Annotated in this window: 23 protein-coding genes, 1 tRNA gene and 1 other RNA gene; 15 read left to right on the top strand and 10 right to left on the bottom strand. The window is 72.3% G+C overall.

Annotated features, from left to right (window positions below; all coding sequences use genetic code 11):
• Positions 1–36: 36 nt before the first annotated feature.
• Positions 37–124 (bottom strand) — tRNA-Ser (locus ACRX5S_RS19960).
• A gap of 97 nt (positions 125–221) precedes the next feature.
• Between ACRX5S_RS19960 and ffs the strand changes: the two genes are divergently transcribed.
• The 10 genes from ffs (at position 222) to ACRX5S_RS19910 (ending at position 10,444) form a co-directional block, all read left to right on the top strand.
• Positions 222–318: signal recognition particle sRNA small type (gene ffs / locus ACRX5S_RS19955), an RNA gene on the top strand.
• Between the two features lie 47 nt (positions 319–365).
• On the top strand, positions 366–2,777 hold the full coding sequence (locus ACRX5S_RS19950; RefSeq protein WP_436774339.1) for a DNA polymerase III subunit gamma and tau: 2,412 nt from the start codon (positions 366–368) through the stop codon (positions 2,775–2,777).
• Between the two features lie 192 nt (positions 2,778–2,969).
• Positions 2,970–3,320 carry a YbaB/EbfC family nucleoid-associated protein gene (locus ACRX5S_RS19945; RefSeq protein ID WP_436774338.1) on the top strand — a complete coding sequence of 117 codons (351 nt, stop codon included), beginning with the start codon at positions 2,970–2,972 and terminating at the stop codon, positions 3,318–3,320.
• Positions 3,321–3,512: 192 nt separating this feature from the next.
• The gene (gene recR, locus ACRX5S_RS19940; RefSeq protein WP_436774337.1) at positions 3,513–4,112 is read left to right on the top strand and encodes a recombination mediator RecR; all 600 of its coding nucleotides are present in this window, start codon (positions 3,513–3,515) and stop codon (positions 4,110–4,112) included.
• A complete protein-coding gene (locus ACRX5S_RS19935; RefSeq protein WP_436774336.1) occupies positions 4,105–4,731 on the top strand; it encodes a DUF5063 domain-containing protein in 627 nt (208 codons plus the stop codon). The genes recR and ACRX5S_RS19935 overlap by 8 nt, the downstream gene beginning before the upstream one ends.
• A 248-nt stretch (positions 4,732–4,979) precedes the next feature.
• A complete protein-coding gene (locus ACRX5S_RS19930) occupies positions 4,980–6,248 on the top strand; it encodes an aspartate kinase (protein WP_436774335.1) in 1,269 nt (422 codons plus the stop codon).
• Positions 6,245–7,321 carry an aspartate-semialdehyde dehydrogenase gene (locus ACRX5S_RS19925; protein WP_436774334.1) on the top strand — a complete coding sequence of 359 codons (1,077 nt, stop codon included), beginning with the start codon at positions 6,245–6,247 and terminating at the stop codon, positions 7,319–7,321. The genes ACRX5S_RS19930 and ACRX5S_RS19925 overlap by 4 nt, the downstream gene beginning before the upstream one ends.
• Before the next feature lie 601 nt (positions 7,322–7,922).
• Positions 7,923–8,441 (top strand): SigE family RNA polymerase sigma factor, encoded by a 519-nt coding sequence (locus ACRX5S_RS19920; RefSeq protein WP_436774333.1) that lies wholly within the window; start codon positions 7,923–7,925, stop codon positions 8,439–8,441.
• Complete coding sequence (locus ACRX5S_RS19915) at positions 8,438–9,517, top strand: hypothetical protein (protein ID WP_436774332.1); 1,080 nt, start codon at positions 8,438–8,440, stop codon at positions 9,515–9,517. The genes ACRX5S_RS19920 and ACRX5S_RS19915 overlap by 4 nt, the downstream gene beginning before the upstream one ends.
• An 87-nt stretch (positions 9,518–9,604) precedes the next feature.
• Positions 9,605–10,444, top strand: coding sequence for an SURF1 family protein (locus ACRX5S_RS19910; protein WP_436774331.1), 840 nt, complete (start codon positions 9,605–9,607; stop codon positions 10,442–10,444).
• A gap of 112 nt (positions 10,445–10,556) precedes the next feature.
• Here ACRX5S_RS19910 and ACRX5S_RS19905 read toward each other — a convergent pair whose 3' ends face one another.
• A complete protein-coding gene (locus tag ACRX5S_RS19905) occupies positions 10,557–12,437 on the bottom strand; it encodes a prolyl oligopeptidase family serine peptidase (protein ID WP_436774330.1) in 1,881 nt (626 codons plus the stop codon).
• 191 nt (positions 12,438–12,628) lie between these two features.
• Between ACRX5S_RS19905 and ACRX5S_RS19900 the strand changes: the two genes are divergently transcribed.
• From ACRX5S_RS19900 to ACRX5S_RS19890, 3 genes are all read left to right on the top strand, one after another.
• Entirely contained in the window at positions 12,629–13,741 is a 1,113-nt protein-coding gene (locus ACRX5S_RS19900) for an MBL fold metallo-hydrolase (RefSeq protein ID WP_436774329.1), read from the top strand.
• A gap of 46 nt (positions 13,742–13,787) precedes the next feature.
• Positions 13,788–13,916 (top strand): hypothetical protein, encoded by a 129-nt coding sequence (locus ACRX5S_RS19895; RefSeq protein ID WP_436774328.1) that lies wholly within the window; start codon positions 13,788–13,790, stop codon positions 13,914–13,916.
• Between the two features lie 199 nt (positions 13,917–14,115).
• Positions 14,116–14,925, top strand: a complete 810-nt coding sequence (locus ACRX5S_RS19890; protein WP_436774327.1) for an SDR family NAD(P)-dependent oxidoreductase — start codon at positions 14,116–14,118, stop codon at positions 14,923–14,925.
• Between the two features lie 174 nt (positions 14,926–15,099).
• On the opposite strand, the gene ACRX5S_RS19885 is transcribed toward ACRX5S_RS19890, so the two are convergent.
• Together ACRX5S_RS19885 and ACRX5S_RS19880 are read right to left on the bottom strand one after the other, a co-directional pair.
• Entirely contained in the window at positions 15,100–15,555 is a 456-nt protein-coding gene (locus ACRX5S_RS19885) for a DUF6247 family protein (protein WP_436774326.1), read from the bottom strand.
• Positions 15,556–15,674: 119 nt separating this feature from the next.
• Positions 15,675–16,385, bottom strand: a complete 711-nt coding sequence (locus tag ACRX5S_RS19880) for a TetR/AcrR family transcriptional regulator (RefSeq protein ID WP_436774325.1) — start codon at positions 16,383–16,385, stop codon at positions 15,675–15,677.
• A gap of 119 nt (positions 16,386–16,504) precedes the next feature.
• Between ACRX5S_RS19880 and ACRX5S_RS19875 the strand changes: the two genes are divergently transcribed.
• Positions 16,505–17,239 carry an SDR family oxidoreductase gene (locus tag ACRX5S_RS19875; protein ID WP_436774324.1) on the top strand — a complete coding sequence of 245 codons (735 nt, stop codon included), beginning with the start codon at positions 16,505–16,507 and terminating at the stop codon, positions 17,237–17,239.
• Between the two features lie 288 nt (positions 17,240–17,527).
• On the opposite strand, the gene ACRX5S_RS19870 is transcribed toward ACRX5S_RS19875, so the two are convergent.
• The 6 genes from ACRX5S_RS19870 to ACRX5S_RS19845 form a co-directional block, all read right to left on the bottom strand.
• A complete protein-coding gene (locus ACRX5S_RS19870) occupies positions 17,528–17,749 on the bottom strand; it encodes a hypothetical protein (protein WP_436774323.1) in 222 nt (73 codons plus the stop codon).
• A complete protein-coding gene (locus ACRX5S_RS19865; protein ID WP_436774322.1) occupies positions 17,746–18,195 on the bottom strand; it encodes a pyridoxamine 5'-phosphate oxidase family protein in 450 nt (149 codons plus the stop codon). Before ACRX5S_RS19865 ends, ACRX5S_RS19870 begins: the two co-directional genes overlap by 4 nt.
• Positions 18,192–18,434 carry a hypothetical protein gene (locus ACRX5S_RS19860; RefSeq protein WP_436774321.1) on the bottom strand — a complete coding sequence of 81 codons (243 nt, stop codon included), beginning with the start codon at positions 18,432–18,434 and terminating at the stop codon, positions 18,192–18,194. Before ACRX5S_RS19860 ends, ACRX5S_RS19865 begins: the two co-directional genes overlap by 4 nt.
• Positions 18,435–18,444: 10 nt before the next feature.
• Complete coding sequence (locus ACRX5S_RS19855; RefSeq protein WP_436774406.1) at positions 18,445–18,786, bottom strand: ArsR/SmtB family transcription factor; 342 nt, start codon at positions 18,784–18,786, stop codon at positions 18,445–18,447.
• Positions 18,786–19,049, bottom strand: a complete 264-nt coding sequence (locus ACRX5S_RS19850) for a hypothetical protein (protein ID WP_436774320.1) — start codon at positions 19,047–19,049, stop codon at positions 18,786–18,788. Before ACRX5S_RS19850 ends, ACRX5S_RS19855 begins: the two co-directional genes overlap by 1 nt.
• 368 nt (positions 19,050–19,417) lie before the next feature.
• Positions 19,418–20,038 (bottom strand): TetR/AcrR family transcriptional regulator, encoded by a 621-nt coding sequence (locus ACRX5S_RS19845; protein WP_436774319.1) that lies wholly within the window; start codon positions 20,036–20,038, stop codon positions 19,418–19,420.
• A gap of 113 nt (positions 20,039–20,151) precedes the next feature.
• On the opposite strand from ACRX5S_RS19845, the gene ACRX5S_RS19840 reads away from it, so the two are divergent.
• Complete coding sequence (locus tag ACRX5S_RS19840) at positions 20,152–20,940, top strand: SDR family NAD(P)-dependent oxidoreductase (protein WP_436774318.1); 789 nt, start codon at positions 20,152–20,154, stop codon at positions 20,938–20,940.
• Positions 20,941–21,125: the final 185 nt, after the last annotated feature.

Here is a 21,125-nt window from a genome sequence, read left to right as displayed (position 1 = left end):
TGCTGCGGTCGGGGCCGACGTTTCGCCTGTTCAGGCTGGCGGAGGATACGAGATTCGAACTCGTGAGGGGTTGCCCCCAACACGCTTTCCAAGCGTGCGCCCTAGGCCACTAGGCGAATCCTCCGCCGGACAGCTTACCGGAGGGTTCGGGGTGGTCGCGCACGAGTATCGGGGGAGGGGTGGGTGGGAGCGCGAGGGGCTTCGGGTCGGGTACTGTAGGGCCGGACCCCCCGTGTGGCGGCATCCTGCTAAACCCCCCCAGGGCCGGAAGGCAGCAAGGGTAGGTGGGCTCTGCCGGGTGCGCGGGGGGTCTTTTGTGTGCGTGGGGGTCGGCGGCGGGGTGTTGGGGACGCGGCTGGCTCCGGATGTGGGTCGGTCCGGCTATCGTCGTCGTCGTGTCGCTCGCCCTGTATCGCCGCTACCGTCCCGAGACCTATGTCGAGGTCATCGGGCAGGAGCACGTGACCGATCCCTTGCAGCAGGCCCTGCGGAACAACCGCGTGAACCACGCGTACCTGTTCAGTGGGCCGCGCGGGTGCGGGAAGACGACGAGCGCGCGGATCCTGGCGCGGTGTCTGAACTGTGAGCAGGGGCCGACGCCGACGCCGTGCGGGGAGTGCCGGTCCTGTACGGATCTGGCGCGAGGCGGGCCGGGCAGCATCGATGTGATCGAGATCGACGCGGCGTCGCACGGTGGTGTGGACGATGCGCGCGATCTGCGGGAGAAGGCGTTCTTCGCGCCGGTCAACTCGCGCTACAAGATCTACATCATCGACGAGGCCCACATGGTCACGTCGGCGGGCTTCAACGCGTTGCTGAAGGTGGTCGAAGAGCCGCCGGAGCACCTGAAGTTCATCTTCGCGACGACCGAGCCCGAGAAGGTCATCGGGACGATCCGGTCGCGCACCCACCACTATCCGTTCCGGCTCGTGCCGCCCGGGGTGCTCCGCGACTACCTGGAGCAGGTGTGTTCGACCGAGGGCATCTCGGTCGACAAGGAGGTCTTCCCGCTGGTCGTGCAGGCCGGCGCGGGGTCCGTGCGTGACTCGATGTCGGTCATGGACCAGTTGCTGGCCGGAGCCGACGAGGGCGGTGTGACGTACGCGATGGCGACGTCGCTGCTCGGGTTCACCGACCGGGCGCTGCTGGACGACGTCGCCGAGGCGTTCGCGGCGCGGGACGGGGCCGCGGCGTTCCAGGTGATCGACCGGGTGATCGAGGGCGGGTTCGACCCCCGGCGCTTTGTCGCGGACCTGCTGTCGCGGCTGCGCGACCTGGTGATCCTGGCCGCGGTGCCGGACGCCGCGGACAAGGGGCTCATCGACGTACCGGCCGACCAGTTGCAGCGGATGGTCTCGCAGGCGCGCACGTTCGGGCAGGCCGAGCTGACGCGTGCGGCGGACATCGTCAACACCGGGCTGACCGAGATGCGCGGCGCCACCTCGCCGCGACTTCAGCTCGAACTCATCTGCGCGCGAGTGCTGTTGCCGGGTGCCGGAGCGGACGAGCAGTCGCTCGGGGCCCGGCTCGACCGGCTTGAACGGCGCGTCGACCTGGGGGGATCGGGCGGCGGATTCGGCGGTTCGGTGGCGGCGGTCGGTGGCGGCGGTGCCGACGACGCTCCGCCGGTGCGGCGGGCGCCTGCGTCGGAGGTACGGCCGCCCGTGCCCGCACCCACTCCCCGCGAGGTGCCTGCCGAGGCGCCCGCGCCTGCTGCCGTTGAGGCGGCCGGCGGGTCCGGGACGACGCCTGGAGCTTGGCCCGCCACGTCGCGGCCGCCGCAGCAGCAACAGCAACAGCAGCAGCAACAAGCGCAACGGCCGCAGCAGCAGTCCCAGCCGCCGCAGCAGGAGGGCGTACGCGCGCCTCAACAGCCCGCAGTCGGCGGAGGCGGCGACGTGAACCGGGTCCGCGGGATGTGGCCGCAGATCATCGAGGCCGTCGCGCGGCGCAAGCGGGTGACGTGGGTGCTGCTCCAGCGCGCGGGCGTGGCCGGGTTCGACGGGTCGACGCTCCAGGTGTCGTTCGAACACGCCGGGGCCCGCGACGGGTTCGTGAACAGCGGGCACGACGAGGTCTTGCGCCAGGCCGTGATGGATGCGGTCGGCGTCGAGTGGCGCATCGAGTGCATCGTCGATCCGGGAACGGGCGGCGGCTCGGGATCCGGCGGTGGTTCGGGACCGGGTGGCGGCCTCGCGTCCGGCGGACACGGCGGACACGGCGGACACAACGGCGGCGGGAGCGGCTTCGGCGGCAACGGCGGTGCCCCCGGTGGCGGAGGCGGGCGTACGCAAGCCTCCGCACCCCCCACGTCTCCCGCCGCGCACTCCCAGCAGCAGCCACCGGCGCAGCAGGCCCCGGGGGCATGGCCGGCAACCTCGCGCCCGCCACAAGCACAACCACAACCACAACCACCCCAGGCTCAGCAGCCCCAGCAGGCACAGGGCTCCGTCGTCACGCAGGCGATGGCGTCGCCCATGCCCGCGCCCGTGCCGCCGTCGCCACCGCCCATGGCGGCCGTCCCGGCCCCCGCATCGCGGCCCGAGCCGCACTACACGGACGAACCGCCGCCCATCGAGGCGTACGAGCCGCCCTCCGTGCCCGAGTACATGCCCGACCCCGCCGACGAACCGCCGCCCCCGCCGGACCATGCGGTCGACTACGCGGACGCCGGATCGTACGAGGACGAAGAGGTCGGCTTCGGCGGTGTCAGCAGCCACGAGCTCCTGGCGCGCGAGCTGGGCGCCACAGTGATCGAGGAAACCCCGGGCCCCTGACGGTCGGCGGGCAAGGTGTCGGCACGGCGACGGTCCCGATGACCGGCTCGGCGACCGTCATTCCGGGTGCGCCCCCCAACGCCACCCTTCCCGCGTGCCTCTTAACACCGCCACACCTCTTCACCCCGTAGTCTCAAGCCCAAGCGGCAGCCGCGATCCGAGTTGCCGTGGACCGCGACGAAGGGTGCACACGTGTTTCCCGGTGGAGGCCAGCCCGACATGCAGCAACTGCTGCAACAGGCGCAGAAGATGCAGCAGGACCTCATGGCCGCGCAGGAGGAGCTGGCGCGCACCCAGGTGCAGGGCACCGCGGGGGGCGGCCTCGTCACGGCGACCGTCAGCGGCGCCGGGGAGCTGCTCGCTCTGGAGATCTCGCCCAAGGCGGTGGATCCTGAGGACACGGAGACACTCGGCGATCTGATCGTCGCCGCCGTCCGCGACGCCAACCGCGCCGCGGCGGAACTCGCCTCCCGCACCATGGGCCCGCTGGCCCAGGGCCTGGGCGGCGGGGGTCTCGGCGGTCTGGGCCTGCCGGGAATGTAGTCGGTCGTACGGAAAGGCAGGACCGCAGGCCCACCGGTCCGCACGACTGGCCCGCACCACAGCAGAGCCCGCAAACCCGGCGGCACAACCCGCAGCCCCACAGCCGCGGAACAGCACCAGAAGCACCACAACACCAGAAGCACAGAAGCACAGAAGCAGCACCACGAGACCGACGACCCGAGGAGCCCGCAGGTGTACGAAGGCGCCGTTCAGGACCTCATCGACGAGCTGGGCCGTCTGCCCGGCGTCGGTCCGAAGAGCGCGCAGCGCATCGCCTTCCACCTCCTCGCCGCCGACCCCGCCGACGTACGCCGCCTGGTGAACGCCCTCGTCGAGGTCAAGGACAAGGTCCGCTTCTGCACCACCTGCGGCAACGTCGCCGAGGCCGACCAGTGCCGCATCTGCCTCGACCCGCGCCGCGATCCCGCGGTCATCTGCGTCGTCGAGGAGTCGAAGGACGTCGTGGCCGTCGAGAAGACACGCGAGTTCCGCGGCCGCTACCACGTCCTCGGCGGCGCGATCAGCCCGATCGAGGGCGTCGGCCCCGACGACCTGCGCATCCGCGAGCTCATGACCCGGCTCGCGGACGGCACCGTGACCGAGCTCATCCTGGCGACCGATCCGAATCTGGAAGGAGAGGCGACGGCGACGTACCTGGCCCGCCTGTGCAAGCCGATGGGTCTCAAGGTGACCCGACTGGCAAGCGGGCTGCCGGTGGGGGGCGACCTGGAGTACGCCGACGAGGTGACCCTCGGGCGTGCCTTTGAGGGGAGACGACTGCTCGATGTCTGACGACCTGACCGACTTCACCGCGGAAATCGCCGACCAGATCGAGAGTTTCGTGGTGGCCGTCACGGAGGTGGCCCGCGGCGAGGAGCCCGGGGCGGCCGTGTCGATGCTGCTGCTGGAGGTCTCGCAGCTCATGCTGGCGGGCGGCCGACTCGGCGCGATCGCCGACGTGGTGCCCGACGAGCGCTTCGAGCCCGACTCGGGCCCGGATCCGGACGTGGACGCGCTGCGCTCGTCGCTGTCCGAGCTGCTCGAACCGATCGACGTCTACTACGAGGTCTTCGACCCGTACACGCCGCGTCCCAAACCGGTCGCCTTCCGCATCTCGGACGACATGGCGGACGTGGTCACCGACCTGATGCACGGGCTCGCGCACCACCGCGCCGGGCGCACCACCGAGGCGTTGTGGTGGTGGCAGTTCTCGTACCTCGCCAACTGGGGTGCGACCGCCAGTGCCGTGCTGCGCGCGTTGCAGTCCGTCGTCGCGCACGCCCGTCTCGACGCGGCGACCGCCGAGGGCCTGGAGTCCGCGGTCGACGACGCGCTGGGCGACGAGTTGGCCGACGAACTCGCCGAGCAGCTCGACGACGCCGTCGTCCTGGGTGGCCCGCAGAAGTCCTGAGCCCGCCCGAGGTTCGGCGGCCGAATGACCGATCACCCGGCTGCCCCCGCCTCACACTGTCCTGGCCAGCGGACAACCGGAACCGCAGCTTTTCGCGGTTTCGGTCGTCCGTACGCCACATTTGGCGGCTTTCCAGCCAGCCTGTTCAAAAAGTGATACGTACGTCTCACTATGTGAATAGAGGTTGGGTCCCCGAGCCGCCTCGTTAGACTGTGCCGACCGCAGCTAACACGAAACGAGGAGCGCACGTGGGCCTTGTCGTGCAGAAGTACGGAGGCTCCTCCGTTGCCGATGCCGAAGGCATCAAGCGCGTCGCCAAGCGGATCGTCGACACCAAGAAGCTCGGCCACGAAGTGGTCGTGGTGGTGTCCGCCATGGGCGACACGACGGACGAGCTCATCGACCTCGCGCAGCAGGTGAGTCCCATCCCTGCCGGGCGCGAGCTCGACATGCTGCTCACCTCCGGTGAGCGGATCTCGATGGCACTCCTGGCGATGGCGATCAAAAACCTCGGTGTCGAGGCCCGGTCGTTCACCGGCAGCCAGGCGGGCGTCATCACCGACTCCGTTCACAACAAAGCGCGCATCATCGACGTGACGCCCGGTCGCATCCGCTCCGCGCTCGACGAGGACGCCGTGGCGATCGTCGCCGGCTTCCAGGGTGTGTCGCAGGACACGAAGGACATCACCACGCTGGGCCGCGGCGGCTCGGACACGACGGCGGTCGCGCTGGCCGCCGCGCTCGACGCCGAGGTCTGCGAGATCTACACGGACGTCGACGGCGTGTTCACCGCCGACCCCCGGGTGGTCAAGAAGGCCCGCAAGATCAACCGCATCAGCTACCAGGAGATGCTGGAGCTGGCGGCGAGCGGTTCCAAGGTGCTGCACCTGCGGTGCGTCGAGTACGCGCGCCGCTACAACATGCCCGTCCACGTGCGGTCGTCCTTCTCCGGACTCGAAGGCACGTGGGTACGAAGCGAGTCCGAAGGGGACGACGTGGAGCAGGCGATCATCTCCGGTGTCGCCCACGACACCAGCGAGGCGAAGATCACCGTGGTCGGGGTCCCGGACAAGCCGGGCGAGGCCGCGAAGATCTTCCGCACGGTGGCCGAGGCCGAGATCAACATCGACATGGTCGTGCAGAACGTGTCGGCGGCGTCGACCGGTCGCACCGACATCTCCTTCACGCTCCCCATGACCGACGGCCAAAAGGCCATAGAGTCGCTGGGGAAGGCGCAGGAGAGCATCGGTTTCGAATCGCTCCAGTACGACGACCAGGTCGGGAAGATCTCGCTGGTCGGCGCCGGGATGCGCTCGCACCCCGGGGTCACCGCCGAGTTCTTCGAGGCGCTGTCGAACGCGGGCGTCAACATCGAGCTGATCTCCACGTCCGAGATCCGCATTTCGGTGGTGTGCCGCGCCGACCAGGTGCCCACCGCCATCCAGGCCGTCCACAGCGCATTCGGCCTCGATGCCGAGTCCGAGGAGGCCGTCGTCTACGGAGGTACCGGCCGATGAGCGCCGCCAGCAGTACCCGCAAGCCCACCCTCGCCCTCGCCGGAGCGACCGGCGCGGTCGGCACCGTGATGCTCGACCTGCTGTCGACGCGCCAGGACGTGTGGGGTGAGATCCGCCTCATCGCCTCCGCCCGCTCGGCCGGCAAGAAGCTGGTCGTGCGCGGCGAGGAGGTCGCGGTCCGGGCGCTGTCCGAGGAGTGCTTCGAGGGCGTCGACGTCGCGATGTTCGACGTGCCCGACGAGGTGTCCGCGCAGTGGGCGCCGATCGCCGCCGCCAAGGGCGCGGTCGCGGTCGACAACTCCGGCGCGTTCCGCATGGACCCCGAGGTGCCGTTGGTCGTGCCCGAGGTCAACCCGGCCGCGGCGCGCCTGCGTCCGCGCGGCATCATCTCCAACCCGAACTGCACGACGCTCAGCATGGTCGTCGCGCTGGGCGCGCTGCACGCCGAGCTGGGCCTGCGCGAGCTGGTCGTGTCGTCGTACCAGGCGGCGTCCGGGGCCGGTCAGCCCGGCATCGACACGCTGCGCGAGCAGCTCGCCAAGGTTGCCGGCTCCGCGACGCTTGGCACGCAGCCGGGCGACGTGCGCCGCGCGGTGGGCGAGTTCGGGCCGTTCCCGGCGCCGCTCGCGCTCAACGTGGTGCCGTGGGCCGGTTCGCTGAAGGACGACGGCTGGTCGTCCGAGGAGCTGAAGGTCCGCAACGAGTCGCGCAAGATCCTCGGCCTGCCGGACCTCAAGGTCTCCGCGACCTGCGTCCGCGTGCCGGTGATCACCACGCACTCGCTGGCCGTGCACGCGGTGTTCGAGAACGACGTGACGGTCGCGCGCGCCCACGAGATCCTGGCCGAGGCGCCCGGGGTCGTGCTGTGCGACGACCCGGCCAACGGCGAGTTCCCGACCCCGGCGGACGTGGTCGGCACGGACCCGACCTGGGTCGGCCGGGTGCGTCAGGCGCTGGACTTCCCGAACACGCTCGACATGTTCATGTGCGGGGACAACCTGCGCAAGGGCGCGGCGCTCAACACGGCCCAGATCGCCGAGCTGATCGCGGCCGAGCTGACCGGGCAGGCCTGAGCCGCCGGGCGACTGAACCCCCGGGCTGCGCCGGTACGCTCCGGCGCACGCGCGTGACCACGGCGACGCCCCCGATTCCGCGACCCGCGGGACCGGGGGCGTCGCCATGTCCGGGTGTCCGGACGGGTGTTGCCGCGTCCTGCCGCCGTGCGCCGCACGGCCGCGCGTGGTGCCGCCCACGCGCGCCCCGCCGTGTCTCGACCCGCAAGAAGCCCCTCCCCGACGGGCCGTCACGCAGTAGCGTGTCTCCCCAGGCCGACAACCTGATTTTCCCGGAGTGACCCGGCGGTCCCCGACGACTTCCCGGGAACTTTCCGAACAACCTTCCGGGGCGGCTGGGTGTCTAACGTTCGTGGCGGAGTTGGTGGGGGTGGAACCACGGGTCAAGCGGGGCGTCCGCGCCGCGCACCCGCCTGTCGACGTGCCGGTCGCCGGACCTCCGGCGCCCTCGTCGGCGGCGTCCGGTCCGCCGGGGGGCGAGTGGGTGTCGATGGACGCGCTGCTCGGGTATGCGGTGACTGACGTGGCGTCAGATCTGGCTCCCGACACCGCACCGGACGCGGGTCCCGGGCGGTCGGCCGAAGCGCCGGGGCGGAGAACCATGTCGGGCGCGGATGCGTCCGACGATGCGGGGGTCTCCGTTGATCTGCTGACCGAGACATACCGTGCGCACTACGGCACGCTGCTCAGGCTCGCGGCCCTGCTGCTCGACGACCCGCATTCGTGCGAGGACGTCGTGCAGGAGGCGTTCGTCCGCGTCCACGTCGCCCGGCACCGGCTACGGGAACCGGACAAGACGCTGGCGTACCTGCGGCAGACTGTCGTGAACCTCTCGCGGTCGACCCTGCGCCGAAGGCTCATGGCACTGCGCCTGATGCCCCGGCCCGCGGTCGACGAACCGGCCGCGGAGGAGGGGGCGCACAGTGTGCTGTTGCGCGACGCCCTGGTCAGGGTGCTGCGCGAACTGCCGAGAAGGCAGCGTGAGGTGATCGTGCTGCGCTACTACGCGGATCTGACGGAGGTTCAGGTGGCTGACCTGCTTGGACTGTCGGTCGGTTCGGTCAAGGCATACGGTTCGCGGGGGCTTGAGGCGTTGCGGGCCCGGATGGAGACGTCGTGAGCGCGATGAACGAGGACCCGGGGGCGGCCGGAGGGCGGTCCGACGACGGGATGCCCGACAGCCTGCCCGCCGAGCTGCGCCGCAGACTCGACGCCGCGGTGTCGGACATCCGTCCCGCACCGGACGCGCTGGACCGGCTGCGCGCCGCGGTGCCCGCGCGGCGCCGGCGCCGCCGTGCCATGGTCCTGACCACGGTCGGCACCGTGGCGGTGCTCGCCGTCGCGACGCCGGTCGTGCGCACCGTGGTCATCACCGACCAGACGACGCAGAAGAGCGGCACGCAGGCCGACGCGGACAACGCGCAGGACATCGGCGACACCGAGGGCAACGGCGAGGACGACGACGGCCGCGACGACGACGGCCAGGGCTCGCTCGGTTCCAACGGCTCCGGGAAAGAGGACAAGGACTCACGGCCGAGCGCGTCGGCCCAGAACATCCTGCCGAGCCCGACCGGGCTGCCGACGTTCGGCCTGATCCCCACGCCGCCCGCGCCGCAGTCGAGCGCGCCGGTCGGTCCGAGCATCACCCCGACCACCGCGACCGCGACCGTGGGGCCGACCGGCGCCACGACGGCTCCACCGCCGCCCGCCTGCACGGTCAACGACCTGGAGCAGGGCCTGGCCACGGCGCTCGGCCCGGCGGGGTCGGACGGGATCGCGTACGGCGTCGTCGAGATCCGCAACACGTCGCGGCGGGACTGCTCGATCTCCGGCCCCGGCAACGTCATCGTCGCCGCGCCGCCCGGCAATCCGCCGGTGCAGGTGTCGGTGATCGTGCACCAGAGCTCCGACCCGGCGGTACGCCTGCCGCAGGTGGCCGCGCCGACGGGGCCGCTGACGGTGCGCAAGGGTGCCACGTACGAGTTCCAGTTCGCCTGGCAGCCGGACACCGGGAACGGCGGGAGCACCAGCTGTACGCCGGGCGACCCGGCCGGTCCGCCGCCGCCCGTGCCCGCGCTCGGGTACGCGCTGGCCGACGGCGGGGTGAAGCTCGCGGACGTGCGGCTGACCGCGGCCTGCGGCGGTGTGGTGTACCGCACGGACGTGTACCTGTCGGGGGCGTACCCGAAGGCGTAGCGCGGCGGATCGCGGTGCGGGGCCGGTGCGCGGCCCGCGTGGGACCCGCGGGTCGGCGGCCCTTCTCGTCCCGGTTACCGTGGTTGCGTGCACCGCTTCCTTTTGCAGCCGCGCTGGATGGCCTTCCACGTCCTCGTACTGGTGGCCGTCCCGGTGTGCGCGGCGCTGGGGCTCTGGCAGTTCCAGCGGTACAACGAGCACAGCAAGTCCACCGAGAAGGCCGCCGAGACCAAGGTCTCGGTGGAGCCCGCGGTGGCGCTCGCCGAGCAGTTGCGCGGCGGTGTGCGCGTGACCTCGGACGACCGGGGCCGCCCCGTCTTCGTGGAGGGCCGCTACGACGCGGCCAACCAACTCCTGGTGCCGGGCCGCAAGGTGGACGGGCGTGAGGGCTCGTACGTCCTGACGCCGTTCGAACCGCGGGGCGGCGGCGACCGCCTGCTCGTCGTCCGCGGCTGGGTGCCGGGCACCCCGGGGCCGGAGGCGGTGCCGCCGGTGCCGACCGGGGAGGTGCGCGTGACCGGCCGTCTCGAACTCTCCGAGACCGAGCACGGGTCGGGCATCGACCGCCAGGTGGGGCTGCCCGCGGGGCAGGTCTCGATCATCAACCCGCCGGACCTGGTGAACATCCTTCCGTACCCGATCTATGACGGGTACGTGGCACTCAGCGCTCAGGAGCCCCCGGCCGCGGCCGGACTCACCCCGGTGCCGCCGGCGAAGGCGCAGAAGGGCGGCGGCATTTCCGGCCGCGCGTGGCAGAACCTGGGTTACACCGCGCAGTGGTTCGTCTTCGCGGGGGCGTCGGTGTTCCTGTGGTGGCGGGTCGTGCGGCGCGAGATCGAGGAGCGCCGGGAGGCCGAGGAGGCCGCGGTGCTGCGCGAGTTGGGGCTGGCCCCGCAGGGGGCGGAGGAGCCACAGGTCTCCGCCTGACGGGCATGCCGTGGAGCCGACAAGTCCTGGTCGGCGGGAGTCGGCCGCGCCCCGCATGCCATCGCGCCGGCGAGCGGGCGGACCCGTCGGGCCCACCCGCTCGCCGCCTCGCTCACGCCGACGTCGGCATCCCCAGGTGCCGCCTCACGAAGTCGAGTTCCTTGCGCACCTGCCGGATGCGCTCCTCGACAACCGCCGAGCCGTGCCCCGCCTCGTAGCGGTAGACCTCGTGCACCGCGCCCAGTTCGCCGAGCCTGGCCACGTAGTTCTCGATCTGCCGGATCGGGCAGCGCGGGTCGTTGAGGCCCGCGCTGATGAACACCGGGACGCGCACCCGGTCGACGTACGTGATCGGCGACGACGCCGCGTACCGCTCCGGGACCTCCTCGGGCGTGCCGCCGACGAGCGTGCGGTCCATCGCCTTCAGGGCCTCCATCTCGTCCTCGTACGCCGCGACGTAGTCGGCCACCGGCACCGCGGCCAGCCCCAGCGTCCAGTTCTCCGGCTGGACGCCCAGCCCCAGCAGCGTCAGGTAGCCACCCCACGAACCGCCGGACAGCACCAGCCGCCCGGGGTCCGCGAGCCCGGACGACACCGCCCACTCGCGCACCGCGGCGATGTCCTCCAACTCGATGAGCCCGACCCGCTCGCGCAGCGCGTCCGTCCAGTCCTTGCCGTAGCCGGTCGACCCCCGGTAGTTGACCCGCACGACCGCGAAGCCGTGGTCGATCCACACCGCGACGCCGGGGGCGAACTGGTCGCCGTCGTGCGCGGTCGGGCCGCCGTGCACCTCGAAGACGGTCGGGTACGGCCCCTCGCCGCCCGCGGGCCGGGACACCAGCGCGTGGATCAAGCCGCCCGGCCCCTCGACCCACGCGTCCTCGACCGAGACCGAGCCGGGCGCCCGGTCGCCGGGCGGCACCAGCACCGTGCCGCCGCCGGTCGAGCGCAGCTCGCTCGGGCGCTCGCCGCTGGACCACAGGTATTCGACGCTCCCGTCCGGCCGCGCGGTGGCGCCCAGCACGGTGCCGGCCGGGGTGGCGAGGCGTTCCAGGGTGCCGGTCGCGAGGTCGTAGCGGTACAGCTCGGACCGGGCGTGGTGGTCGTGCTCGACCAGCAGCGCGCTCGCGTCCGGGTACCAGTCCACGCCCACGTCGCCGGGCAGCCCGAGGTCGATCTCGTGCTCCTCGCCGGTCAGCGGGTTCCAGATCATCGGCTCCCAGCGGCCGCGTCGCTGGTGCGAGACGAGCACCCGGGAGTCGCCGAAGACCGGGGCGAAGCCGGTGCAGGACAGGCCCGAGGCGGGGGCCTCGCCGGGGGCGCCGTCGTGCAGGTCGGCGACGAGCGTCCCGTCCAGGCGTACCGCGCGCAGCGACGGGTGCATCGTGTCGCCGTGCTCGCTGTGCTCGATCACCACGAGGGTGTCGTCCTCGGACAGCGCCGATACCCCGGCGGACTCGCGGTGCCGGTAGATGGTGGTCGGCGCGGTGCCGGAGCGTACGACGTGGACGGTCGAGCCCTCCTCGTCGGTGGACCGGGCGACGACCGCGAGGCCGTCGGCGCCGATCGCGAGCCCGGCCGGGTACGAGGGCGCGAGGCCGGGGGCGGCCTCGGCGTCGGGACCGCCGCCGAACGGCTGCCGCATCCACACGCCGAACTCGTCGCCGTCGGTATCCGCGAACCACCAGATCCATTCCCCGGTCGGGTCGATCGAGGCCATCGTGGTGCCGTTGGCCCGCTCGGTGACCTGCCGCTGCGCGCCGGTGCCGCGGTCCCAGGCGTAGATCTCGTACGTGCCCGACGCGTTCGACAGGAAGACCGAACGGTCGGGGGCGTGTTCCGCCCAATCGGGCAGGGTCACCCGGGGGGCCCGGAAACGCCTTTCCCAGGCGGGTGCGGCTTCGTCGAAGGGAACGGCGGAATCGGCGGTGCCAGGGGAGTCTGCGGAATCAAATGGACCCACGGCAGCGACCGTGGACGCGGAGTCGGACATGCGCTCCATTGAACTACGCCCGCCCGCCGCCCGGCGGGTCCCCGGTCTCTCCCGTGGTGACTCCGGCCCCACGGGCCCATCCGCGTCCCACGGGCACCGCGGCCCGCGGCGGTGGGGGAAAGCGGTGACCGTCCGGGAACACCACGTGCCCGGCGGCGGTTGAATACCCAGGCGAACCGAGGAGCAGCCCCATGGCAACGAAAGCAGTGCGCGGCCTGGTCACCGGCGGGGTGGCACTGGCCACCGCCGGGTGGGTGCTGCGCGACCTCCCGGCGGAGTTCGGCGGCAAGGCGGGCGGCGAGCGGCTGGCCCGCATGGAGCGGTCGCCGCAGTTCCGCGACGGGACGTTTCACAACTCCGTGCCCGCGAGCGTGCTCGACCCGGGCAGCGCGCCGCAGATCATGCGCGAGATGGCCCGCAACCGTGCGGCGCGGCGTCCGGCCGGGGACGTGCCGCTCGTGTCGGTGCCGAGCACCCCGGCGGCCGAGGACGGGGTCGGCGCGATCTGGTACGGGCACGCCAGCACGCTCGTCGAACTCGAAGGCCGCCGAGTCCTGTTCGACCCCGTGTGGAGCGAACGCGTCTCGCCTTCACAGCTCGTCGGGCCGCGCCGCCTGCACCCGCTGCCCGTCCCGCTCGCCGAACTCCCGGCCCCCGACGCCGTCGTCATCTCGCACGACCACTACGACCACCTCGACCGGGCCACCATCCGGGCGCTCCTCGCGGCGCACTCGGCGCCGTTCCTGGTGCCGCTCGGCATCGGCGCGCACCTGGAGCGCTGGGGCGTCCCGGCGGAGCGCATCGTCGAACTGGACTGGGAGGAACAGGCGGTCGTCGCGGGGCTGCGCTTCACGGCCACCGCAGCCCGGCACTTCTCCGGGCGTACGCTGCGCCGCAACGACACCCTGTGGGGTTCCTGGGTGGTCGCGGGCGAGCGGCATCGTGTCTTCTACGCGGGGGACTCCGGCTACTTCGACGGCTACGCCAAGATCGGGGCGGAGCACGGGCCGTTCGACCTGACGCTGATGCCGATCGGCGCGTACAGCCCGAGTTGGCCGGACATCCACATGGATCCCGAGGAGGCCGTCGCGGCCCATCTCGACCTGGGCGGACGCCTGTTGCTCCCGGTGCACTGGGCGACGTTCGACCTCGCCCCGCACCCGTGGGCGGAGCCGGTCGACCGGCTGCTCCGCGAGGCCAAGGCGACGGGCACCGCGCTGGCCCTGCCGCGGCCCGGCGACCGCGTCACCACCACTCTGCCGGCGCAGGCGCCTTGGTGGGAGGGTCTGGTCGCCACACGCTGAACCTCCGGGCGGACGCCCGCCGTTCGTTGCGGCGACCACGGACACGATGGATCAGGCGTCCGCCGACCGCCGGGGCTCGGTCGGCGGGGCGATGCGGTTGTCCCGGACACTCGCAACTGCGGTGCCGAGCTGGTTCGGTGGCGCGGCGAACGCCCCGGCGGACGCGTACGGCTGACGACGCGTACGGCGCCGGCCTCGACGTTCGCCCTGACCACTGCCCTGGCATTGGTCGGAATCTCGCTCGCCCATCGAATCCGGCCGAGGGGTCGCTGACCGACACCTCTTGCGTTCGGCAGGCCCGCGCGTCACGCTCCCCGTGGATATATCGAAACTTCCTTCGATATATCAAAATCAACACGGTTTCAGGAGGTCCCATGACCGGCGGTTCCGGGCACTCGGACGTGTTCACCCTCCCGGGCAAGACGGCTGTCGTCACCGGTGCCGCGTCCGGCATCGGGCGCGAGACGGCGGTGGTCCTGGCGGAGGCGGGGGCGGCGGTCGTACTGGCCGACGTCGACGCCGCGGGGCTGGCGGCGACCGCCGAGGCGGTCCGCGCGGGCGGCGGGCGCGCGGACGTCGTCCCCGCCGACGTCACCGACGCCACCCAGGTCACCGCACTCGCCGAGTACGCCGTCGTCACGCACGGCAGCCTGGACGTATGGGCCAACGTGGCCGGGGTGATCCGCTCCGCCCCGGTGGTCGACACCACCGAGGAGACGCTGGACCTGGTCATCGGCGTGAACCTCAAGGGCACGTACTTCGGCTGCCAGGCCGCCGCCCGCGTGATGACGGCCCAGGGGTCCGGGGCGATCGTCAACGTGGCGTCCGCCGGTGCGGACATGCCGGCGCCCGGCATTTCGGTGTACGCGCTGACCAAGGCGGCGGTGCTCATGCTCACGCGCACCCTCGCCGTCGAGGCCGGTCCGTCCGGGGTGCGCGTCAACTCGGTGGCGCCCGGCTTTATCGACACCCCCATGGTGCAGGGGTATTGGACCGCGCCCGACGGCACCGTGGACCAGGAGGCGCGCACTCGCACCATCGGAAACCGCGCCGGACAGGCGCCACTCGGCGTCATCGGCGAGCCCCGCGACATCGCGCTCGCGATCCTCTACCTGGCCTCCGACGCGGCGCGTTTCGTCACCGGGCAGACGATCCGGCCGAACGGCGGGGTCGTCATGCCGTGAACCGTGCGGGACCGCCGCCCGCGCCCAACGTCGTGTCTTCAAATTCCCGCCGGGCCCGCGGCGCCGGGTCTTGACGGCCCTCCCAAGCCGAACCCGGGCCGAGCCGCGGGCCGCGCCTTGCCAGCGCACGCACCACGGCCCGCGGGCTGTCCGACGGTGATTTGAAGACACTCCTCAGGCGCCGCGCACCGCGCCGACATCGGCCCGGTAGCCGAACGCGAGGTAGCGCAGCGGGAGGTGGTCCAGCGTCACGGCGGCCTCCTCCGCGGCGTTCCGGAACGCCTCCTCGAACCGCACGATGACCGCCGTCGCCTGGTTGCCGAACGCGAACGCGGTGTGCCCGCAGCAGGGTTCGTCCTGCGATACGCACTGCGCATGGTCGGTGTGTCCGGCCACCGCATCGCGGTCGAGGCGCGCCACCGCCGGGTCGCCGCCGGAGGCGATCCACCACCTGCGGACCACCTCGCTGAGCGGCTCCACGTCGTACGTCGCGCTCGCCACGTTCAGCGCGTCGTGGAACTCCCGGTCGAAATGGCGCCGTTCCTCGTCGGACAGAGCCGCGTACACCGCGGGTCCGGTCATCTCCAACGGAGTTGCCGTGCCGAGCCGCGTCGAGTGGATCGCACTCATGGCCACCAGTGTGGCCCGCCGCCGCGGCGAATGCGAGGGGTCCTTCCGGATAAGGGATTTCGTTCGCACAGTGGCTGTTCGCTGCGACGACCCGAGCATCTCGTGTCCGCATTCAGTCGTTACCGAGGCCCCGTCATGCGGTCGAGCCACCTCAGCAGCAGGGCGGACTCCTCGGGCTCCAGCGCCTCGGCACCGGCCAGTTGCAGTTGGGCGTGCAGGCGGCGGGCGGCCGCGCGTACCGGATCCTCGTCGTCGTGCCCGGCACCCGGTGCCGCGGCCGGGGTCAGGACGCGGGCGAACACCGCGTCGCGCAGCCGGTGCGAGCGCTCGGGGCTGTCGAACCGGGCGGGCTCCGCGATGTGGTCGAGCGCGACGCCGACGTTGGCGGCGAGGACCATCCCGGCGGCGTCCCGCGGTTCCATCCGCAGGGCGCCGACCGCCGCACACCGCACCAGCGCGGCGACCAGCAGCTCGAACACCCGGTCGCGGGCGTTCGAGTGCGACCAGGGGCGCGGCGCGAACATGAGCTGGTAGAGCGCCGGATCGGCGCGGGCGAACGCCATGTGGCCGTCCCATCCCGCCAGCAGGTCGGCGACCGGGTCGCCGGTCCGCTCCTGGGCCGCCTTGAGCCGCGCGTACCGTTCGTAGCCGTGGTCCGCCACGGCGTCCAGCAGGCCGCGCTTGTCGCCGAACAGGCGGTACAGCACCGGCTGCGTGACGCCCACGGCCTCGCAGACCGAGCGGGTCGCGATGTCGAAGTCCGGCGACGCCGCGAGCTGCCGCTCGGCGGCCTCCACCATCTGCGTCCTGAGCTGCTCCGGATCCACCATGGAATCAATGATACGTAGCGACGCTAGCGGCGCTAGCGCAGGGGGCGAAGTGGTGCTATGGTCGATTCATAACGGCGATACGAAAGACGGGTATCGCTGGTATGAGATCGGAGGCTTCCATGAGCAGCGAGCGTGTCGCCGTCGTCAGCGGCGGTTCCCGGGGGATCGGACGGGCCATCGCCGAGGCGTTGGGAGGCCAGGGTTACGCCGTGGTCGTCGGGTATGCGTCGGCGGCGGACGCAGCGGCCGAGGCGGTCGACGCCGTCACCGCGGCCGGCGGCCGGGCCGTCGCGGTCCGCGCCGACGTGGCCGACGAGGCGGATGCGGCGGCGATGTTCGACGCCGCCGAGCGGGAGTTCGGCGGCGTCGACGTCGTCGTGAACTCGGCCGGACGCATGGCTCTTTCCCCGGTCGCCGACCTCGACCTGGCCGACCTCGACGCCCTCTACCGCACCAACGTCCGCGGCTCCTTCGTCATGGCCCGCGAGGCCGCCCGGCGCGTCCGGCCCGGCGGCGCCGTCGTCACGCTGTCGACGTCCGTCGTCGGCCTGCGCTTCCCCGGGTACGCGGCGTACGCGTCCGGCAAGGCCGCGGTCGAGACCATGACGCAGATCCTCGCCCAGGAGCTCCGCGGCAAGGACGTCACCGCCAACGTGGTCGCGCCCGGACCGACGGCCACCGACCTCTTCCTCGACGGCAAGGACCAGGCGGTCGTCGACCACCTGGCCAAGCAGCCCCCGCTCGAACGCCTCGGCACGCCCGGGGACATCGCCGAGGTGGTCGCGTTCCTCGCGAGCCCGGCCGGGCACTGGGTCAACGGCCAGGTCGTCCGCGCCAACGGCGGGATCGTCTGATGCCCGCCGAACGCCACGTCGTCCTCGTACCCGGAGCTTCCGGGACGGCGGCCCCGGCACCGTTCAGCCGCCCGGCGCGGTCCGCACGGAGGGGTGCAGGTCGTCGCGCATCGTGGCGATGACCTGAGGCCGGACCTGGTCGTGCCTCGCGGGCAGCAGGCCCCGGCACCACACCGGACAGGGGTGCCGCCGGGGGCGGAGGGACGCGCGAGCGGACGTCTCCCCGCCGGGGGCGCTGTGGGGCGGCTCTTGTGTGCCGACCACCGGACGCGGCGTCGAACTGCTGGGTCAGCCGCCGCCGTTGCCGGTCAGGTAGATGGCCAGCCAGATCGCCCCGCCGATGAGGTGGGTGGCAAAGAAGAAGACGAACATCCAGCGGATGATGCCGCGTTCGATGTCCTTCTGGGACTCCCCGCGCCGGACCGGCGGCGTCGGCCGCGGCTCGGGCGCAGGTCCGGATCCGACCCCGGACTCCGGCGACTGCGGTGCGGTGGCGGGCTGTTCGGTCACGACGGTTCTCCCGGCACGGGGGTGAGCAGGTGGCCGAGGCGGTGGCCGTGGACCAGCTGCGGGCGCAGGCGCAGGATCAGGTCGTGCGGCCCGTGCGCCCAACCCGGCAGCGCGCTGCGGTAGTGCGCCGCCTCGTCGGGGTGGCTGACGGCTTCGGCCGGGCCGGTGGCGGTGACCTGCCAGCCGCCGCCGGTCGCCGGGTCGATGTCGTCGGCCTGGTAGAGGACCAGGTCCTGTGTCCGCCCGGGATCGGCGAGCACGGCCTTGGGCACCGGCGCCCGGACGACCAGGGTGCCGTGCTCCCATACGTGGCGGGCTGGGCGTACCCCCGGCACACCGTTGACCGTGAAGACCAGGCGGCCGCCGCGAGCGCCGCCCAGCAGCCACAGCGCCTCGGCGCCGGACACCTCGACGAGCCGGGGCGCGGCGGAGCCGTTCGCCGTCATCGCGCGCTCTCCATTCTGCTGTCTTCCCGCATGTCGCAGGCGGCAAGGATGCCGGTGTGGTGCAGGTTGTGCCGGGCTGCCGCGATCGCCTCCGGCGTGCTGTCGAACACCCTCCCGGCAGCCCGCAGTTCATCGATCACGTCGAGCGCGTCGAGGGTGCGGAGGTGGCCGGTGCGGATCCCGGAGATGTAGACCGCGAAGGCACGCCGTTCCGACGCCGGGCGGAAGCAGGCGCCCATCAAGTGCCCATCAGGCGGACGCCTCCGCCTCGCGCAGCTCTTCCAGCAGTTCGTTCTGCCCCGCCAGCATCTCGGTGAGGATGCGGCGCGCGGCGCGCATCAGGTCCGCGACGTCGCCGCCGGCCAACTGGTAGACCACGGTCGCCCCGTCGCGTGTGGCGGTGACGATGCCGGAGCGGCGCAGCACCGCGAGCTGCTGGGACAGGTTGGACGGCTCGACCTCGATGGCCGCCAGGAGGTCGCGCACCGGCATCGGGCCGTTCTGGAGCAGCTCCAGCACCCGGATGCGCACCGGGTGTCCGAGCATGCGGAAGAACTCCGCCTTCGCCTGGTACAGCGGAACCGGCGCCATCATGAGCTTCTCCCCGACTCGGTCTCGCCGCCCTCGGGCCCACCGTGGGCAGGCGGCTCGGAGTCGATGATGCCCGGCCCGGGGAGCTCGACGTCGTGCGCCCGTGCGGTCGACAGCGCTTCCTCCAGCTCGTCCACCGCCTCCTGCACCGCCGATCCGTCCTGCCGGGACGCCGCCTCCGCGAGGTCCGCACGGGCCTGTACCACCCGGGCCCGCACTGCTGCGGCGAACTCCTCGGCCGCACCGCCGTCTTCCGCGTCCACGCTGGCAACCGCCCTCTCACGGCGGTCTCGCGCGCACCCACGCACACCGCACCGGTCCGGCGGCCGGTTCTCCACCGGCCGGTGCCGCCCGCGTGCCCGACAAGCGCGGTCGGCAGCGCACGACCGAAGCCGGACGACCCTCACGGCCCATCGGGCGGCTCATCTGGCGCACGCACTGGCCATGATGTATGGAATTGCAGAAACTTTCAATTCGTGAAGACGGCAAGCGGTGGTGGTGGGTAGGTGGGGCGTGGTCGGTCAGGCTGCGGGGGTGCTACTCAGTCCGTACGCGGGCCGGATGCCGACCCCCGCTTCGCGAACCTTCGGGCGGCCGCTGCATGCGATCTCCAACTGCTTTGCTTCGTGCGTCAGTTGGTCGGGCGGGCGGCGGCCGCGACGGTGTTCCAGGCGGCCATAGCGAGGTTGGCGGTGCGGGTGAGTTCGGCTTCGGAGGCGCCGTCGCGGGCGCGGATGGAGAGGCCCTGGACGATGGCGGTGTAATAGCCGGCGATTGCGGCGGTGTCGGTGCCGAACGGGAGTTCGCCGTCGCGTACGGCCTGGTCGAGCCGGGCCTGGAGGGCTCGGCGGCCCTCCTCGCGGCGGAAGGCGAGGAGGTCGCGTACGGGCGCGTTGGCCTCGGTGCAGTTGGTGGCCGCGACGACGAGCATGCAGCCGGCCGGGCCGTCCGCGTCGGCGGTGCGGGTGTTGGCGTACAGGATGGCGGACACGGCGTCTCGGGCGGTGGGTTCGTCGACGAGGGCACGGTCGACGGCGGCACCCACGGTGGCGTCGTAGAGGGCGACGGCCTCGCGGAAGAGCTGCTCTTTGGAGCCGAACGCGGCGTAGAGGCTGGGCGACGCGATGCCCATGGCGGTGGTGAGGTCGGCCATGGAGGTGGCTTCGTAGCCGCGTTCCCAGAAGACGCGCATGGCGTTTGCGAGTGCGGTGTCGCGGTCGAAGCTCCGGGGGCGCCCGGCGGCTCTCGCCATGAGTCGGTCCTTCCGCCGTGAATTCTGTGTCGTTCCTTCAATATATGCCTTGACGTGCGCGGATGGAGCCTGCCAAGGTTCTGTGTCAATCAGCACAGAATTGAGGTCAAGGCATGAGCACACCTACCGCACCCACACAGCTGCCGCGGGACGGCCGCGCCCTCGCGGGCCGGGCGGCGCTGGTCACCGGGGGCAGCAGGGGGATCGGCGCGGCGATCGTCCGCAGGCTCGCCCGCGACGGTGCGGACGTCGCGTTCACGTACGTCAGTCCGGCCGGGGCGGAGCACGCCGCCAAGGTGGTCGCGGACGTCGAGGCGTCCGGCCGCCGCGCGCTCGCGCTGCGCTCGGACGCCGCCGACGCGGCCGCCGTCACCGCGGCGGTCGACCGGGCCGCCGCCGAGTTCGGACGCCTGGACATCCTGGTCAACAACGCCGGGGTGTTCCCCAGCGGCCCGGTGGAGGACGTCACTCTGGCGGAGCTGGACCATACGCTCGCGGTGCACGTACGCGCGGCCTTCCTCGCCTCGCAGGCGGCGCTCCGCCACCTGCCCGACCAGGAGGGGCGCATCGTCGCCATCGGCAGCAACCTCGCCGACCGCGTGCCCTTCGCGGGCGTGACGCTGTACGCCGCGAGCAAGGCCGCACTGGGCGGCCTGACCCGCGGTTTGGCCCGCGACCTGGGCCCGCGCGGCATCACGGCGAACGTGGTCCACCCCGGCTCGACCGACACCGACATGAACCCCGCGAACGCCCCGGACGCCGACGGACAACGCGAACTCACGGCGCTGGGACGGTTCCTGGCCCCGGACGACGTCGCCGCGACGGTCGCGCACCTCGTCGGGCCGGACGGACGCCACATCACCGGCGCGGCGATCACGGTGGACGCGGGCACAAACGCCTGATCGGGCGCGGCGGTTGGAGCGGTAAGTGCCGCTGACCAACGTGGAGTTCCTCGTTCAGCGTGAGTCCGCGTCCGAAGCACACCGGGAGGCCGTCACCGCAGTTGAGGCCGCCCCTGCCGTAGAAGCTGCGCGCGCAGGGACGCCGCCACCTCATCCGCCGCCCGCGTGGTCGCCCCCGACGGGCT

This window comes from Yinghuangia sp. YIM S09857 (assembly GCF_051388915.1).
Lineage (GTDB): Bacteria > Actinomycetota > Actinomycetes > Streptomycetales > Streptomycetaceae > Yinghuangia.
The sequence above is the reverse complement of the archived record's forward strand: the minus strand, read 5'-3'. Positions and strand labels throughout refer to the sequence as shown.